This window comes from Marinobacter guineae (genome assembly GCF_002744735.1).
Classification (GTDB): Bacteria; Pseudomonadota; Gammaproteobacteria; order Pseudomonadales; family Oleiphilaceae; genus Marinobacter; species Marinobacter guineae.
Window position 1 is genome coordinate 91,323 of the sequence record NZ_KZ319341.1, and the last position, 16,521, is coordinate 107,843.

The 16,521-nt window shown below is 58.2% G+C and carries 12 protein-coding genes and 1 tRNA gene; 3 read left to right on the top strand and 10 right to left on the bottom strand.

Annotated elements, in window-relative coordinates; genetic code table 11:
• Positions 1-104 precede the first annotated feature (104 nt).
• Genes CLH62_RS14755 through CLH62_RS14765 form a run of 3 tightly spaced genes read left to right on the top strand, consistent with a single transcriptional unit; the run spans position 105 to position 5,068 of the window.
• A complete protein-coding gene (locus tag CLH62_RS14755) occupies positions 105-839 on the top strand; it encodes a response regulator transcription factor (RefSeq protein ID WP_099618966.1) in 735 nt (244 codons plus the stop codon).
• Positions 832-2,469 (top strand): FecR family protein, encoded by a 1,638-nt coding sequence (locus CLH62_RS14760; protein ID WP_099618967.1) that lies wholly within the window; start codon positions 832-834, stop codon positions 2,467-2,469. The genes CLH62_RS14755 and CLH62_RS14760 overlap by 8 nt, the downstream gene beginning before the upstream one ends.
• A 31-nt stretch (positions 2,470-2,500) precedes the next feature.
• Positions 2,501-5,068 carry a CHASE2 domain-containing protein gene (locus CLH62_RS14765; protein ID WP_099618968.1) on the top strand — a complete coding sequence of 856 codons (2,568 nt, stop codon included), beginning with the start codon at positions 2,501-2,503 and terminating at the stop codon, positions 5,066-5,068.
• A 34-nt stretch (positions 5,069-5,102) separates the two neighbouring features.
• Here CLH62_RS14765 and CLH62_RS21435 read toward each other — a convergent pair whose 3' ends face one another.
• The 10 genes from CLH62_RS21435 to fabZ form a co-directional block, all read right to left on the bottom strand.
• Positions 5,103-5,516, bottom strand: coding sequence for a fibronectin type III domain-containing protein (locus tag CLH62_RS21435; protein WP_228152867.1), 414 nt, complete (start codon positions 5,514-5,516; stop codon positions 5,103-5,105).
• Between the two features lie 377 nt (positions 5,517-5,893).
• Positions 5,894-8,551, bottom strand: a complete 2,658-nt coding sequence (locus CLH62_RS14775; RefSeq protein ID WP_099618969.1) for an AAA family ATPase — start codon at positions 8,549-8,551, stop codon at positions 5,894-5,896.
• Positions 8,548-9,669, bottom strand: coding sequence for a metallophosphoesterase family protein (locus CLH62_RS14780; protein ID WP_099618970.1), 1,122 nt, complete (start codon positions 9,667-9,669; stop codon positions 8,548-8,550). Before CLH62_RS14780 ends, CLH62_RS14775 begins: the two co-directional genes overlap by 4 nt.
• Positions 9,670-9,815: 146 nt before the next feature.
• Positions 9,816-11,735 carry a class I poly(R)-hydroxyalkanoic acid synthase gene (gene phaC / locus CLH62_RS14785; RefSeq protein ID WP_099618971.1) on the bottom strand — a complete coding sequence of 640 codons (1,920 nt, stop codon included), beginning with the start codon at positions 11,733-11,735 and terminating at the stop codon, positions 9,816-9,818.
• Between the two features lie 112 nt (positions 11,736-11,847).
• Complete coding sequence (locus CLH62_RS14790; RefSeq protein ID WP_228152868.1) at positions 11,848-13,068, bottom strand: polyhydroxyalkanoate depolymerase; 1,221 nt, start codon at positions 13,066-13,068, stop codon at positions 11,848-11,850.
• Between the two features lie 186 nt (positions 13,069-13,254).
• A tRNA-Met gene (locus tag CLH62_RS14795) sits at positions 13,255-13,331 on the bottom strand.
• A 69-nt stretch (positions 13,332-13,400) separates the two neighbouring features.
• Positions 13,401-14,087 (bottom strand): ribonuclease HII, encoded by a 687-nt coding sequence (gene rnhB, locus CLH62_RS14800; RefSeq protein ID WP_099618972.1) that lies wholly within the window; start codon positions 14,085-14,087, stop codon positions 13,401-13,403.
• Positions 14,087-15,271 carry a lipid-A-disaccharide synthase gene (lpxB, locus tag CLH62_RS14805; protein ID WP_099618973.1) on the bottom strand — a complete coding sequence of 395 codons (1,185 nt, stop codon included), beginning with the start codon at positions 15,269-15,271 and terminating at the stop codon, positions 14,087-14,089. Before lpxB ends, rnhB begins: the two co-directional genes overlap by 1 nt.
• A 19-nt stretch (positions 15,272-15,290) precedes the next feature.
• On the bottom strand, positions 15,291-16,082 hold the full coding sequence (gene lpxA / locus CLH62_RS14810; protein ID WP_099618974.1) for an acyl-ACP--UDP-N-acetylglucosamine O-acyltransferase: 792 nt from the start codon (positions 16,080-16,082) through the stop codon (positions 15,291-15,293).
• Positions 16,082-16,519, bottom strand: coding sequence for a 3-hydroxyacyl-ACP dehydratase FabZ (gene fabZ, locus CLH62_RS14815; protein ID WP_099619482.1), 438 nt, complete (start codon positions 16,517-16,519; stop codon positions 16,082-16,084). Before fabZ ends, lpxA begins: the two co-directional genes overlap by 1 nt.
• Between the last annotated feature and the right edge of the window lie 2 nt (positions 16,520-16,521).

Here is a 16,521-nt window from a genome sequence, read left to right on the forward strand (position 1 = left end):
AACACAAATGCACATTTTGTGATAATTGGTTGATATAGCAGAGCACTCCGCCCAAAGCTCTGCACCATGCCTGGCAAAAAAAGCAAAACTCCGGGAGAGGCTTAATGCGTATTGCTTTGCTTGAAGACGAAACCGAACAGGCACAGCACATCCAATCGATTCTGTCTGAGCGCGGACACCACTGCGACAGCTTCCCTACCGGCCAGAACTTCCTGAGCGCGGTACTGCATCGCAGCTACGAGCTCCTGATCCTCGACTGGCAAATTCCGGACATGACCGGTATCGACGTTCTTGAAAGCGTACGGGCCCAACTGAACTGGCCGATTCCCGTGGTTTTTCTCACCCAGCGCGACAGCGAAGCCGATATCGTCCGCGCCCTGGACGCCGGTGCCGACGATTACCTCGCCAAGCCCGCCCGGGCGGCGGAACTGGTTGCGCGTATCAACGCCCTGGCCAGACGCACGAATCCGGACAGCGAAAAGGAAGTCCTTCGTTATGGACCTTTCGAAATCAACACCCAGCACCGAACCATTGCCCTGCATGGCGAAGAACTCACGCTGACAGACAAGGATTTTGACCTGACCCTGTTCCTGTTCCAGAACCAGGGCCGGCTGCTGACCCGGGAAATGCTGCTTGAGCGGGTCTGGGGCCTGGCCCGCGATATCAACACCCGCACTGTTGACACCCACATGAGCCGTCTTCGCCGGCGCCTGGGCCTGAATCCGGAAAACGGTTTCCGGATCAAAACCATTTACCAACGCGGCTACCGCCTGGAAACCATGAAAGCCCAGGAGCAGGATGTCGATTCACCTGAGACAGACACGGTAACCAATGATTGATACTCGGTTGCCAAGGCTGCCTGCACTACTGCTGACAATTACCCTCCTCGCCTGTGCGTTTCCGACAGCTGCGGAACTGTCGGTAGCCCGTGGGTCCGCCGGGCAGCCTGATGCTTCGTCGGCCAGCCCGGTGCCGGAGTGGATCTACACCCTGCACCCGGGCGAGAGCTTCTCGGAAGTGGCAAACGACTTGCTGGCACAGAACTTCAGCACCAGCCGCCTGCTTCAGTACAACAAGATCAGCAATGGCGCCATCCTCGGTGCCGGCGACGCCGTTCGCATTCCCCTGGCGTGGCTGAAGCGCCAGCCACAACCGGCGAAGGCCACCACCGTCTCGGGAACTGTTCAACTGATTTCAGGCAACACCGGCCGCAAGATACCCCTGAGCGAAGACACCCTGATTCGAGTGGGCGACGAGATTCTGTCGGCCTCTGGTACCGCGACCATCGAACTGGCCGACGGCTCGGAAGTAAGGATCTCGCCCAACTCCCGCCTGATATTCAATCGTCTGACCCAATACGGCAAGGCTGGCATGGTCGACACCCGCCTGCGGCTCAACCACGGTGAAATCCACACCCGGGTAAAACCGGTAATAGAAGGTGGAGCACGTTTTGAGATTGAAACTCCGTCAGCCGTAGCCGCCGTGCGCGGCACCGCATTTGCCCTCCAGGCCTCAGCCAAAGGCACCAGCCTGCAGGTAACCGAAGGCGAGGTGGATTTCGGCGCACCGGGCAAAACCCGCCGTATTCCCGCCGGCTTCGGTGCCAGTCTGTCTACCAATAGCAACAGCGGCCTGAGCATTCGCCGCCTGCCGCCCGCTCCGGCAATCAACCCTCTACCCCCAACGCTGACCCAATTGCCATCAACAATGACCTGGCAGGAAAGCCGAGCCCCCCTGCACCGGGTGGACATTTTTGAAGCCGACAGCGGCCGCTGGGTGGAAAGCCGGAAAATTACCGGTAACAGCTTTGATATCGGCCGGCTGGACAACGGCAGCTACGAAATTCACCTGGCCGCTCTGGACAGCCGCGGCATCGCCGGTATGCCTGGCGTGATTCCTGTCGACGTCGACCTGCAGGCCAGAATAGCAAGCCTGGTATCACCCTCAGACGGTGAAACCGTGAACGATGACATGCCGGAATTCCGGTGGCAGCTCAACGGCGACAACGAAGTGGCCCGGGTGGAAGTCGCCGAAGACCAAGACTTCCGGAACCTGGTCGCCACCAGCGAATGGGCACCGGAAACCTCGGCCCTGCCATCACGCCCTCTCGGGCCGGGCAAATATTACTGGCGTGTTGTCACCGAGGCCGGAGGCAACTCCGTGGCCACCACCGAGGCACGGCAGCTTGTGGTCAATGGCAGCCTGCCGCCGGTACGCATCATCAGCGTCAACTACATCGACAGCCAGGTGCGAGTGTTCTGGGAGAAGATCGTCACGGCGACAGATTACCGCCTGCAGCTGTCTGAAGAGCCGGGATTCAACAACATTATCAAGGAAGCAACTCTGTCTGATACCACGGCAGCCTTGCGTCTGATTCCCGGAAGGCGGTATTTTGTGCGCCTGAAAGCTCTTTCTGATGGTCCGCTGCAAAGCCGCTGGGGACCTGGGAGGGAATTGTACCTGGAATAATCCGTTTTTCGACCGACACACAGCAGGGCTCATGAACCGGGATTGGCTGCCAATTAAAACGACCCCCTGGACACTGGGCCTGATACTGCTGGCACTCCTTCTGCTCATCCAGATCACCGCACTGCCCCAGCGCCTCGATTACTGGCTTTACGACAGGGTCATCACCGCCAACCCGGTGCAGGCATCTGACGACGTTGTTCTGGTAACCATCGACGAACTCAGCCTGAACCGTCTGGGTCGTTGGCCATGGCCCCGGAATCTGCACGCGGAACTGATTGCAAAACTCGACCAGGCAGGCGCTGAAACCATCGTTTTCGACATCCTGTTTGCTGAGCCCTCACCCGATGATGACGAACTGGCCGAACAGATGCATGACCACGGCAATGTGATTCTGCCGGCATATCTGTCACCACCCACCTCCCAGTACCTGTTAAGCGAACAACTTCCCGTCGGTCCACTTGCTTCAGCGGCCGCTGGCCTTGGCCACGCCCATGTCGAGCTGGACAGCGACGGTGTTGCCCGGGGTCTTTATCTCTATAACGGTCTCGGCGAGCGTCTCTGGCCCAGCCTTTCCCTGGCCGCAACGGGCGAAGGGCCGCAACGCGCGAAAACCGAAGACACACCCCCATACGTGAACGTGCGGGATCAGTACCGGGCCGTTCCCCTGATCGGCGGTGCCGGTTCCCTGCCGGCGTACTCGTTCGCCCAGGTACTGACTCACGCACCGGCGCCGGAACTTTTCAGCGGCAAGACCGTATTTGTCGGTGCCACGGCCGCAGGCTTCGGAGACATACTGCCAACGCCCTTCTCCGGCCTCAGCCGGCCCATGTCCGGTGTGGAGTTCCACGCCAATGTGTTTTCTGCCCAGGCCAGGAGCCTGCTTATTCGCCCGGCACCGGACTGGGTATCTGCGCTTCTGGCACTGGCAACGATTCTGGTGTTCGCACTTGCCCTGCCTCCCATGCGGCCGGCACGGACTCTCCTGGCCTGCGCAACTGCAGTGGTTGCGCTGGCCGGATTTTATCTGTTCATGCTTCTGGTTCTCAGATGGTGGGTACCACTCGCCAGTGCGATGATCGTTCCTTTCCTGGCCTTCCCGGTATCCAGCGGCCTTCGTCTGGCCATGACCAACCGGTTCCTGAACCGCCAGCTGGATGATCTGGCCAGAAGCCCCCAGGTTGCCCTCCCCGCACCTTCAGGTCGACACCCAACACAGCTGCTGGAGCATTTACAGGCCCTGTTCCAGCCCACCGGATGGCTGCTCACGGAAGAAGGCGACATCCTGTCCAGGCGAAACCTCTGCCCCGCAGACATTCCGGAAGATCTGACACCTGGCGACTGGCTCCACGACAGCAACCGCAGCTGGATTCAGCTCTTGCGCGGAGACACCCGCTACCACCTTGGCCTGTTACTGCCCAACGACCTCGGCCGCGAAGCCATCCAGCGCTATCTTGGCAGGCTTCATCTTGAGCAGACAGCACGGGCAAACCGCAACGCCCGGCCCAACGAGAACATCTCCGCACGAATCGAACGGGTTCGCGTTGCCACGGATCGGCTGAATCAGATGCAGCAGTTCATCCGCAGGAGCTTCGAACGAATGCCAGATGGCATCATCGTGACCGACGAGCTGGGCGTTATCCGCTTTGCCAATGGCCATATCGAAGAATGGTTTCGGGAGCCCATGCCCAGCCTGGGCGGTCTGCCTCTGGTCAGACTCCTTGAGGGCCACGACCCCCGGGAAACCCCTCCCTGGCATGAAACGGTTTCAGACACCCTGACACTGCGGCAAAGTCGCACCGTGGATCTGAGAATTCGCGACAAGGACTTCCTGATTCATTTCGCCCCGTTTTCGCTGCCCGACACTGACCAGCAAGGCATCATCGCCAACATTTCCGACATCTCGGAACTGCGGGAGCAGCAGCGCCAGCATCGCGAGGCCATCGACTTTATTTCCCACGATGTCCGCTCACCTCTGGTGTCTCAGCTAGCACTTATTGAACAGCTCAAACGCGACCCCAGCCACATTGAACAAAGCCAGCTGGAGCAACTGGGAAGACTCGCCCGGCGAAGCTATCACCTGGCAGAGGAATTCGTACAGCTTGCCCGGGCCGAGCAGCTTACTGAAACCCGGTTCTACGAATGCGAGTTCCTCGCCATCGTTGAAAACGCCCGTGACAGCGTTAGTGAACAAGCGGTGGAGAAACAGATACAGCTTCAGCTGCAGGGCACGGAGGATCTTTGGCTCAGGGGTAACGCCGAGCTATTGGAGCGAGCGGTGATCAACCTGCTTACCAACGCGGTTCAGTACAGTCCGGGAGGCTCCGGCGTCAGCATTCAGGTATTCCGGGCGGGCCACCAGGCGTGCCTGACCATCGCCGACGAAGGCTCCGGAATAGATCCCGAGGAGCTGCCATACCTGTTTGACCGTTACCGGCGTCAAAAAAGCAGCGAGCTGGCCGGAGTGCACGGCACCGGACTCGGACTTTCCTTCGTAAAAACCGTGGTGGAGAAACACCGAGGGGAGATTTCGGTCTCCTCCACTGTGGGCGAAGGCTCTGCCTTCACTCTGAAACTGCCGATTGCCGACCCGTTGGCCTGAGACCACATACCGTCAGGCAAACGGGCTGGGAACATCAGGAACTGACGGACTTGCTCACCACTTCGGAGGGCTCGCTGATCAGCCCGTTAATATCCTCCACCTGAATAGTGAAGTACCAGGTGCCATTCCCCAGGCCGCCTACTTCGTATGACATCTCTGCCTCGGTAGCAGCATTCGTGACAACGACTTTTTCGCTGAGGTTATCGGTATCCTGACCGTACCGGATAACGTATTTGTCCAGTTCGCCCATCGGGATACTCTCGCCATTAACCCGGGTAAGCGGTGCGCTCCAGCTTAGAACCGCAGTGCGCTCCGGCGCTGAAACCGGCCCACTGGAACCAGCCTGTGAATCCGGTAAGCGAGAACTGGCAGATTCAGAAGAACCACCCCCGCCACACCCTGTAAGCAGAATCCCAAAAATAAACGCGGCAATCCATGCCTGTGACATTTTGATGACGCGCTTGGTATACATTCAGCACCACTATTTCATCGAATTTGTGAAATTTTATAAAACGGCGCCGATTATCGATGCGAATCCCGTCACTTTCCAAGTTACGAAATCGTCAGTTTATTGTCGGTCAAAGGTTATTGAATAGGGAGACAGGTGCTGGTAGAGCGGGGTTTTCTTGCCCGGGCAGGGTGATTACACGCCCAACCACTCAGCTACCTGAAGGTTGGTTTTCAAACGCAGACGTTGTTGCAGCATACCCTCAAGGACGTTGGCGGCGATTGCCCCCAACAACGCTTGTAGCCGGGCGAGATTTAATCTTCGGCGATGATTTTCTACAACGTTGGAAGTGCGCCGGTGCCATCATCTGCAGCTTTCTAACCCGGGGCACTACAAGCCTGCTCTTTCATTGCCAGAATGTCTCTGGGCGCCACACCCAGGTCACTCCACTTTTCCGGATGGCAGGTAAAAAGCAGTATCTGATGCCGGTTGGCGGCATCGAAAAGAATTCGCTTCATGTCTTCAAGGCGGTCTGTGTCGCTGTGTACCAGCGTGTCGTCCAGTATCACCAGGGTAGGCCTTCCAGCTTCCCGCAGCAGGTCTGCGTAGGCCAGGCGACTGATCAATCCCATTTGTTCGCGGGCGCCAAAACTCAGCTCGGCGATCTGCCCCAGTTCGGTTCCTCGTGAGAAGGTTCCCGGCCGCAGGTGTTCGTCCACTTCCAGGGTGGCTTGGGGGAACAGTAGCGAGAGATAGTGGTTCAGGTGCTTTTGCAGAGGGGCCTGCAGGCGGCGGGTCAGTGCCTGCCGTTTTTCTGTCAGCAAAGTAAGCAGAAGGTTCAGCGCCTGGGCGCGACGATGAAGCTCCTGGTAGCGACGATGGCACTTCTCGAGTTCAGCCACTTTTTCGTTGCATTGCTCTTCCAGGCCCTCGGCACCCCAGGCTTCGAGCCTTACCTGTATGTCTCTCAATTCCCGTTGCCGTTCTTCCTGGGTCTGGCGCAGGTTGCTGATGCTGCGCTGATAGCGTTCGATGTCCTGTTTCAGGATCGATGGGCGGGCTTCAATTATTTCCTGCTCACGAGCCTGCAGGGTGGCTTCCAGCCGAACCCGTTTGTCTTCGATTCCTGCCAGTTCCGCGGAGAGCTTCTGGAGCTGTTTCTGGTGTTCCGGGTTTTGCACTTCGTCCTGCAGCTGGTACCACTCGGATTCTGCGTTGTCACGGGTCTGGCGGCGGGTCAAAAGTTCCGTTTGGTGCTTGCGTTCCTCGGCCTCGGCTTCGGCCAATCGGGTTTCAGCCTGGGTTCGCTTGGCCTCCGCCGACGCAACGTCGGTTACCTGGGCCTGCTGGCCCGGTTCTGGCGCAGGGCTGTTCTGCAATTGGGCTTTTGCCTTTTGCAGCTCGGATTCGGTTTCTTTCTGGTCAGCCAGGAGCTGATCGATCCCCACAGGTGCGACAGACCCGAGCAATTCGCGGGAATGCCGCAGCGTCCTTTCAGCCGCTTCATGGGCTGCAACGCGATACTCTGCCTGCTGAACGGAGTCCACACCCAGCGTTGTCATTTGCTCGGTCAGGCTTTGCTCCAACGCAGACAGTTTACGGCGGGTACTGGCTAGATCCTCGCCACCAGGGGTGATTCCCAATGTGCCCACACCAGTAATCACCAGGCTGGATTCCTCGAGCAGTTGTCGCTCGCCCTGCCCCTCAAGCGGTTCCTCATTCAGCGCCAGCCTGGCGCCCGGCTCGAGCTGCCAGGTTAATCGGGTTGCGATGGTTTGCGAGCGGATTCTCTCTTCTTTCAGTTGATGCTCGGTGTTCTTGAGAACTTTCACTTCCCTGGAATCAATCTGATTTTGTCGGGACTGCTCCCTGGCTTGCTCCAGTTCTTGCTGATATTGCCGGGCTTTTTCGAGGTTCTGAGTCAGAGTCTGGTTCTGCTGTTCCAGCCGACGGATATCCTGCTCCAGCCGGGAACGAATGTCCTGCAGGCGCGCCTGCTCGAGCTGCTTGGCGGCTGCCTCATAGGCGGTTTTTGCTGCCTTGATGCTGCTCGCAGTGGCGGGGCTGCGGGCCTCGGCCTGCTCCAGTTCCCGCTGGGCCTTATCCAGTTCTGCTTTGCGGACTTCCAGTTTTTTGTTCAGGCTCCAAAGCTGTTCCTGGTTCTGCCGTAACAGCTGTTGGTTATTCTGCAGGTGGGTCAGGGTTTCTTTTTCCTGGGCCTGCTGTTGTTCCAGCTTCTGGACTTGCCGATAACGCTCTTTCGTCTGCTCAAGTTGCCGCTCGACCTCTTCCCAGGGGCGTTCGTGCTGGGTGCGCTCGTAGTCCTGGGTCAGTTTGCCAAGCCGGTCTACCTGCTCCTGGTATTTCTGGATGCGGGCCTGCAGCTCGTCGATTTCCTGTTGGTGTACTTCCCGCTCCTTTTCCAGCCTCTGATAATCGCCACTGGGTTTGCCGGTAGGTGTAAACAGTTCACTCCAGCGGGCCTTGACCTGTTCGATCAGCTCGTCACCGCCGGTGCTGGCCACTTCGCCGACCAGGGAATTGAGTGCGGATTTCAGATGCTCGCCGGCGTGCTCTACCGCCTGCTCGATGTTCTGCCCGGTACCCTGTTCAACCCACAGCAATCCGGGCACGCCCCAGTGCTCGGGCTTACTGACACCCTTGGCGGAGAACTGGAAGCCCAGGAGTTCCGCGAGCTTTTCTTCGGCCTCGTCTTCAGTGTAGCTGGTTGAATCAATCGTAAGGTCGCAGCGTTTGCGCTGGAGAAAGCTTTTAACCAAGTGCCAGGATTTGTGCTGGGCATCAAAGTCCAGCGTGATGGTCGGGGCTGCAGCAGAATCGCCCCAGGGACGAAGATCATCAACGGAGCTGGTTCGGTAGCGCTCGAAAAAGGCGGCACGAATGGCCCGCACCAGGGTGCTCTTGCCAGACTCGTTTGGGCCATGAATCAGGTTGAGGCCCGGCTGCAGATCGTCCATGACAAACGGCTGCCGGAACTGGCGAAGCTGTTCCACCTTCAGACGACGAAGCCTCATTCGCTGGCCTCCTGCTTCCGGTCTTTCAGCAGCCCTGCCAGAATGGCGAGTGCATCCCGGGCAGCTTCAGCATCCTCGTCCTGTTGCTGGATCCTGAGATGTTCAATCACTTCCCCAACGTAACCATCCGCCTTCAGTGCGGCAATATCGTCATCGGTGGGCTCCAGCTGTAACCCGCTTCGATCACACTGGATGCTGCGGAATCTGGCCTCTGCCACGGACAGTGCATTGATCAGTTTCTCCTCACCGGCCAGAGTGATGGATCCTTCCAGGCGGAGATCAACGACGGAGAGCTCAGGCAGTGCCTGGAGCCTGTCCAGCAACTGGTCCAGATCAGATTCAACAGTCAGGATTTCCCGCCACTGGTGCCATTGGTAGCGAGCGGTTTCCAGTGGCGTCACCTTCGGCAACGCTCCTGGCTTGGGCACGTTCACCACCAGGGCGTAGCCGGCACCGTTGTTGCGGAACCGCTCCGGCTCTGGAGTGCCGCTGTACCAGGTGCGCTCATCAATCTGCTTGGTACCGTGCCAGTCACCAAGGGCGAGATAATCCAGGCGCGCTGTTTCGGCACGGTTCGGCAGTATGGGATTGGTCGAGTCGATGTCCTCAGGCAATACGCCCTGCACGCTGCCATGGGCAAGCCCAACCCGAATCAGGCTTTCCGGGGTTTCCAAGGTGTTGAAGGTTTCCGTAAGGTCACTGTAGGTGTTGCGTTGCGTCAGAGGGGCACAGAGAATCGCCAGACCTTGAGGCTTAAGATTGATAACGCCCGGCTCCAGAGCCAGATGGACATTATCTGGCACCGCGCCCAGGCGCTTCGCTCGCGTCCAGACACTTTCCGCCAATGCCGCATCATGGTTTCCGGGCAGCATGACCCAAGGGCCCGTGAATTCTCTGGTGGCGTTGAAGACGCGGCGAATGGTCCGGTCCGCGACAGTCTGGGCGTCAAAGACATCCCCTGCCACCAGGACCGCATCGCACTGGTGCTCGTTAGCCAACCGTGCGAGTTTTTCAATGGCCTCAAACCGCGCCTCAACCAGAGCAGCGCCATCTTCTGTTTCGAAGCGACTGAACGCCCGCCCCATTTGCCAGTCTGCCGTGTGTAAAAACTTGGGCATGTTACCTTTCCTGGATCAGTACGAAACCGTGGGCTGTTTTAGCCGCCGGGGACTTTGTAACAGATATCGTACCGACAGTCAGCGACAAATAATGTCGCGAAAGCAACGAGTCAGTGCCCCGCCTGGACCAGGCGGGGCACTGGAGGTCAGCTCGCTTTGACGGGTTTGCGGCTTCTCTGGCTTTGAGGCGATTTCTTCGTTGCGGGCTTTCGGGTTGTACTCCTGGCGGCGACGGCCCTGGGTTTGCGTTGCGGGGGTGCTTCCGGCGCCGGCTGATTGCGCACATAGGAGCCAGGAGCCGGCTCAATAACGGGCAATTCGCCGTCTCCCGGCATTCTCGCCGGAACTTCACCGCCACTGAACTGCTCGGCCCACTTGACCCAGTCCGGCCACCAGGAGCCCTCAAACTGCTCTGCACCGGTAAGCCACTCATCCGGTGACAGGTCCGTGTTTTCGTTGATCCGATAGCCGTATTTGTGCTTGTCAGGCGGGTTTATGATTCCGGCGATATGGCCAGAGCCACCCAGCACAAAGCGAACGGGGCCACCCAGATAGCGCGACCCCTTGTAGCAGGACACCCAGAGAGCAATGTGATCCTCGATGGCCGAGGCGAAATAGGCGGGCACTTTGACCTGTGAAAGATCGATCGGCGTTCCGGCAAGGGTGATGCCACCGGGCTTACCCAGGCGATTCTCGAGATACATGTTACGCAGGTAAAAACTGTGCATGGCGCCTGGTAGCCGGGTGCAGTCTGAATTCCAGTGCAGCAGGTCGAAAGGCGGCGTGTCGCGGCCCAGCAGGTAATTGTTGATAAAGAAGGACCAGATCAGGCTGTTGGCGCGCAACATATTGAAGGCCATCGCCATGGAGGCGCCATCAAGATAGCCCTGCTTCTTCATGGCCTTTTCCATCTTCTGGATCATGTCCTCGTCGATAAAGACCTCCAGATCGCCAACGTCTGAAAAGTCCAGCAGGCTGTTGAAGAAGGTGGCACTCTTCACGCGATCGTCGCCGCGAGCGGCCAACCAGGCGAGCGCGCAGCCTAGCAATGTCCCGCCGATGCAGTAACCGATCGTGTTTATCTCCCTCTCTCCGGTGGCTTTCTGAATGGCATCCAGGGCCGCCACCGGCCCCTCAAGCATGTAGTCCTCGAATCCCTTGCTCGCGTGCTCCTTTCCCGGGTTAACCCAGGAAATAACGAACACCGTATGCCCTTTCTCGACCCAATAGCGGATGAACGACTTTTTCGCACCCAGGTCCAGAATGTAATACTTGTTGATCCAGGGCGGCACCACGAGAAGCGGCCGGCGATGCACCGTCTCCGTGGTTGGTCGGTACTGGATAAGCTGCATCAGATCATTCTGGTAGATGACATCACCAGGGGTATCGGCCAGGTTCTTGCCAACCTCAAAGGCGTCCGGGTCTGTCATTCTGAAGGACAGCTGACCATCGGCTTCGTCGAGATCCCGAAGAAAATTGGCGAAGCCACGCACCAGGTTGCGTCCCCGGCTGTCTACCGTTGCCCGCAGCACTTCGGGATTGGTCAGAACAAAGTTGCTGGGTGACAGTGCGGCGGTGATCTGACTGGTAAAGAAGCGAACTTTACGGCGGTCGTGGTCATCAAGGCCCCGGACATCATCGATAGTGTCGCTGACCCAACGATCCGACATCAGATAAGCCTGCTTGAGCAAGTTGAAGTAGGCGACGTCGGTCCAGGCATCATCCTTGAAGCGGCCATCTCCTCGTTCAGGTGAAGCCACCCGCATCGGCTCCCGGCTGATCAGACTCGTCACCGCACCGCCTCCCAGGATGGTCGCGTTCTGCACCAGCCTCATCTGAGCGGTAATAACCGCATCTGGCTGGGAGGCGAATTTCATGGTAAAGCGAACAAAGGGTGTTGCCATACTCTTCAGACTGACCGGGTTGGGTCGGCCGCCTTTCAGGCGTCTGAGCACAGAACGCGCAATCAGTCGGCTGCCATGCTTCCCGGCGCTGACAAGGGACTTACCGACACCTTGGGATTCCTCACCGCCACCAGAAAGTGACTTGACGGGCTTCGTGGACATGGATCTTTTCCCTCGATTCACCACTGCTGCATTGTTGAAGTATTGTTCGAAGCAATGAATTCAAACTAGCAGAGGGAAGCAGGTGCAACAAGAAACCTGAGCAGTGGTCCGCTCAGGCTTTGCGAATGAATTTCTGAAGGCTGGGAGCAATCTCCTCTCGCCAGCGGCGGCCGTTGAACGTCCCGTAATGGCCGACTCCAGGCTGCAAGTGGTGCACGCGGCGGTCGTCAGGAATGTTGCCGCAGAGTGTGTGGGCGGCGCGGGTCTGGCCGGGGCTGGAAATGTCATCTTTCTCGCCCTCTATTGTCATCAGCGCCGTTTTGCGGATGGCCGCAGGGTCCACCAGCCTGCCACGGTGCTTGAAGCAGCCACGAGCCAGGTGAAATTCCTGGAAGACACGTTCAATGGTGTCCAGGTAGTAGGCATCGGGCAGGTCCATGACCGCCAGATATTCGTCGTAAAACTCTCTGTGGCGGGCGACTTCTTGCACGTCATCATCGCGAATGGACCTGAACAGTCCCCGATAGGCATCCAGGTGGCGGTCGAAATTCATATTGATGAAGCCCGTCAGCTGTAAAAATCCGGGGTAAACTTTGCGCATGGTGCCCGGGTAAGGCGCTGGCACACTATGAATCAGGTTGCGTCTGAACCAGGAAAGCTTGTGTTTGCTGGCCAGCTCGCAAGGTTCTGTCGGATCAACGCGTCCATCCACCGGGCCGCTCATCAGGGCCAGAGAACGGGGCGCCGACGGATGATCATCCTGAGCCATCAACGCGGTAGCCGCCAGCACCGGCACGACCGGCTGGCAAACTGCCAGAACGTGGGTGTCAGGCCCAATGTGATCAATAAAATCAATAACATAATCAATGTAGTCGTCGAGGCCGAAATTGCCTTCCGTAATCGGCACCATACTGGCATCCCGCCAGTCTGTAATGTAAACGTCGTGCTCCGGTAACATGGCTTCCACAGTGCCTCTGAGAAGCGAAGCAAAATGGCCGGACAATGGCGCCACGATTAACAACTTGGGGTCATCGGGACGATCAATGTTGCGCTGGAAGTGCTTGAGCTGGCAGAAAGGTTTGCGTTTGACGATGGTCTCGTTGACCAGAACCGTCTCACCATCGCAAACCGTTGTATCCAGATTGAAGGCAGGCTTGGGATACCGCCTGGTGAGATCTCCAAACACGTTGAGTGCCGAGGCAATACTGCGGGTTCCGGGAACTCTGGACCAGGGGTTCAGCCGGTGGCGAAGCATCTTGCTCTGGGTGTTAGCCAGCAAGCGGGCTGGAGTCAGAGCAAGACGGCCCATTTCGTGCGTGTAGTACATCATCATGCGCATTACCCTGGATGAGTTCAGTTGGTCCCTATCTGTGCCAATGCTCCCAATCCCTGGATACTGGCTCCCGAACCCTTCGGGCCGTATATGGTGGACAATGCGTTCAGCATACGCCTGTTTGTCGGTCAACGCGAAGACACAAAAAAAAAGCAGATCAGTCAATGACTGATCTGCTTTTAAAAATGGTAGCGGGGGCAGGATTCGAACCTACGACCTTCGGGTTATGAGCCCGACGAGCTACCAGACTGCTCCACCCCGCATCAAACTGGTTGTTTACCGGGGCAACCCCGATCAACGTGCGCGTATACTAAGGATTCGATCGATCGCTGTCAATCTATATCTTCAAAAAGGTCAGTGCGGTATTGGAGTTCTTCTGGTTCTGTCGGCACGATTTGCTGGTAGAGGCCCACCTTATCAATGACTTCCCGAACCGGCCGGAAAGAGCGGCGGTGTTCAGGCGTTGCTCCGAGGCGCCGCAGTGCCTCCAGGTGCACCGGGGTTGGGTAGCCTTTGTGCTGTGCCAGGCCGAAGCCGGGGAATCGGGTTTCCAGCTCTTCCATCTCGCGGTCGCGGGTTACCTTGGCGATGATGGAGGCGGCGCTGATTGCTTCTACGCGGCTGTCACCTTTTATCACGGGCTCCGAGGGCCAATGCCATTTGGGGCAGCGGTTTCCGTCTACCAGCACATACTCGGGCGCAATGACGAGACCGGAAACGGCGCGCTCCATTGCCAGCATGGTGGCCTGGTAGATGTTCAGCTTATCGATCTCTTGAGCCTCACATCTTCCAATGCTCCAGGCATGAGCATGCTCGAGGATTTCGTCGTAAAGGACATTTCGGCGCTTTTCGGTGAGTTTCTTGGAGTCTGCCAGGCCGGCGATGGGCCGTTCCGGATCCAGAATGACGGCAGCAGTGACGACGGCGCCGATCAGCGGCCCCCGACCGACTTCGTCTACACCGGCCAGGAGCGAGCCGGTGTAACGGCATACAAATGGCGGCAAGAGTGTCTTGGCCATCAGTTTGCCGCTCCTTCCACCAGTTCCGAGATAGCCTGGGCCGCTTTCTCGTCGGCGCCCTGCTTCAGGGTGTAATGCAGTTCGGTGAACGCTTCCTTGAGCCGGGCCCGTTCATTGCTGTTCTCCAGGCGTTCGAGCACGGCGGCGCCAAGGCTTTCGGCGGTGGCGTCATCCTGAAGCAGCTCAGGCACCAACTCGCGTTTCGCCAGCAGGTTGGGGAGTGCCACGTGGGGCACCTTCACCAATTTGGAAAGTAAGGCGTAACTGAATCCGCTCAGGCGGTAACCCACCACCATGGGCTTTTTCAACAGCATGGCTTCCAGAGTGGCCGTACCGGATGCGAGCAGAACCACATCGGAAGCGGCCATCACATCCCGGGATCGACCCAGGACGATGGTGACCGGCAGCTTCACATCCAGTGCATCCACCAACTCCCGGACCTGCTTCTCGCGATCGCGGTTCACACAGGGAATCACCAGCTGAAGATCCGGACGTTTTTCCTGAATCCAACGGGCAGCTTCCAGAAACAGGGTGCCAAGGCGCCCCACCTCCCCTGCCCGGCTTCCAGGCAGAACCGCCAGAACCGGCGCGCTGGCATCAAGGCCAAAGGACTGCCTCATCTTCAAGGTGTCCGGTTCCATGGGGATGCGGTCTGCCAGGGGGTGACCCACGAAAGCTACCGGAATCTGGTGTTCCTCGTAGAACCGGGCTTCAAAGGGAAACAGGGTGAGCATTAGGTTGACAGATTTGGCGATCTTGAAGATCCGCTTCTGGCGCCAAGCCCACACCGAGGGGCTCACATAATGAACCGAGAGTATGCCGGCTTCCCGGCAGCGCCGCTCAATCGCCAGGGTGAAATCCGGGGAATCGATGCCGATGACCACATCCGGTGGTGTGGTGAAAAAGTATTCGAGTAAGCGAGCGCGAATGCTGAACAGCTCGCGGATTCTACCCAGGACTTCCACCAGACCCATCACCGACAGGCGCTCCATGGGCACCAGGGAATGGAAGCCTTCGGCGATCATTTCGTCGCCACCGATTCCCACAAAACGGGCATGGGGATAACGATGCCGGAGGGAGCGGATCAGCCCGGCACCGAGAATGTCTCCCGATGCCTCGCCAGCAATGATTCCGAAAGTGATACTGCGCTCGCTGATGATCGCGCGTGAAGGATTGTCCGTCACCGACTGGCTCCCCGCCGGGTTAGCGGATGATGCCGCGGTCTGCTGCACGCAGGGAGTCTATAAGAGGCCGCACTTCCGGAACCTCGGAATAGGCTCTTTCCAGTTCTACCACAGCCTGCTCGGTGGTCAGGCCCTGGCGGTAGATCACCTTGTAGGCCCGACGTAACGCCAGCAGCACATCCTTGCCGAATCCGCGGCGCCTCAGGCCCTCCACGTTCATGCCATGGGGCTGGGCAGACTGGCCGCTGGCCATCACGTATGCGGGTATGTCTTTCAATACGATACTGCCGCCGGCGGCCATGCTGTGCGTGCCGATGTGGCAGAACTGATGCACCATGGTGCCACCCCCCAGAATGGCGTAATCACCCACCGATACATGGCCTGCGAGGGTCGCGCAGTTGGCCAGGATGGTGTTGTCACCCACGATGCAGTCATGGGCCACATGCACGTAGGCCATTAGCAGGTTACCGCTGCCAATCCGGGTCTCGCCACGGTCCTGGACCGTACCCCGGTGGATGGTGCAGTTCTCTCGAATGACATTGTTGTCACCGATTACCAGAGTTGTAAGCTCGCCTGCGTATTTCTTGTCCTGGCACTCTTCACCAATGCTGCAAAACTGGAAAATACGGTTGTTTCGGCCAATCACTGCTGGACCTTTGACCACCACATGGGAAAGGATTTCGGTACCGTCTCCGATCTCCACATCTGGGCCAATGTAGCTCCAGGGGCCAACGGTAACGTTGTCCCCGAGCCTGGCTGACGGGTCTACAATCGCCTGAGGATGGACACCCGACCAGTCATTTGTCGCCATCAAACTTCTCTCTCAGCGGTCAGAATCTCTGCCACGCAGACGACTTCACCGTCGACCAGCGCGCGACAATCGAATTTGTAAATACCACGTTTTCCGGAGACGAGTTCCGATTCCATGCGCAGTTGGTCACCCGGCAAAACGGGCCGCTTCCAGCGTACCTTGCTGGCTCCAGCCAGATATTGTACCACGCCGTCAGAGGGTTTCCGGCCCACGGTCACAAAACCAAGAATGCCTGAAAGCTGGGCCATGGCTTCAATGATCAGAACACCCGGCATGATCGGGTTGTTCGGGAAATGCCCCTGGAAGAACTCCTCGTTGAATGAAAGATTCTTGTAGCCCTTGATCGACTTTCCCTTTTCGAGCTCTGTTACCCGATCCACCAGCAAAAACGGGTATCGGTGCGGCAGGTATTCCAGTATTTCTTTGGTGGTCATTATCA

What these genes read in the sequence shown, in the direction of transcription:
- CLH62_RS14790 (WP_228152868.1), bottom strand. Translation starts at nt 13,068, where the DNA reads ATGATGATGTACTACACGCACGAAATGGGCCGTCTTGCTCTGACTCCA.
- phaC (WP_099618971.1), bottom strand. Translation starts at nt 11,735, where the DNA reads ATGTCCACGAAGCCCGTCAAGTCACTTTCTGGTGGCGGTGAGGAATCC.
- lpxA (WP_099618974.1), bottom strand. Translation starts at nt 16,082, where the DNA reads ATGGCGACAAATGACTGGTCGGGTGTCCATCCTCAGGCGATTGTAGAC.
- CLH62_RS14780 (WP_099618970.1), bottom strand. Translation starts at nt 9,669, where the DNA reads ATGCCCAAGTTTTTACACACGGCAGACTGGCAAATGGGGCGGGCGTTC.
- CLH62_RS14755 (WP_099618966.1), top strand. Translation starts at nt 105, where the DNA reads ATGCGTATTGCTTTGCTTGAAGACGAAACCGAACAGGCACAGCACATC.
- CLH62_RS14765 (WP_099618968.1), top strand. Translation starts at nt 2,501, where the DNA reads ATGAACCGGGATTGGCTGCCAATTAAAACGACCCCCTGGACACTGGGC.
- CLH62_RS21435 (WP_228152867.1), bottom strand. Translation starts at nt 5,516, where the DNA reads ATGTCACAGGCATGGATTGCCGCGTTTATTTTTGGGATTCTGCTTACA.
- rnhB (WP_099618972.1), bottom strand. Translation starts at nt 14,087, where the DNA reads ATGGCCAAGACACTCTTGCCGCCATTTGTATGCCGTTACACCGGCTCG.
- CLH62_RS14760 (WP_099618967.1), top strand. Translation starts at nt 832, where the DNA reads ATGATTGATACTCGGTTGCCAAGGCTGCCTGCACTACTGCTGACAATT.
- CLH62_RS14775 (WP_099618969.1), bottom strand. Translation starts at nt 8,551, where the DNA reads ATGAGGCTTCGTCGTCTGAAGGTGGAACAGCTTCGCCAGTTCCGGCAG.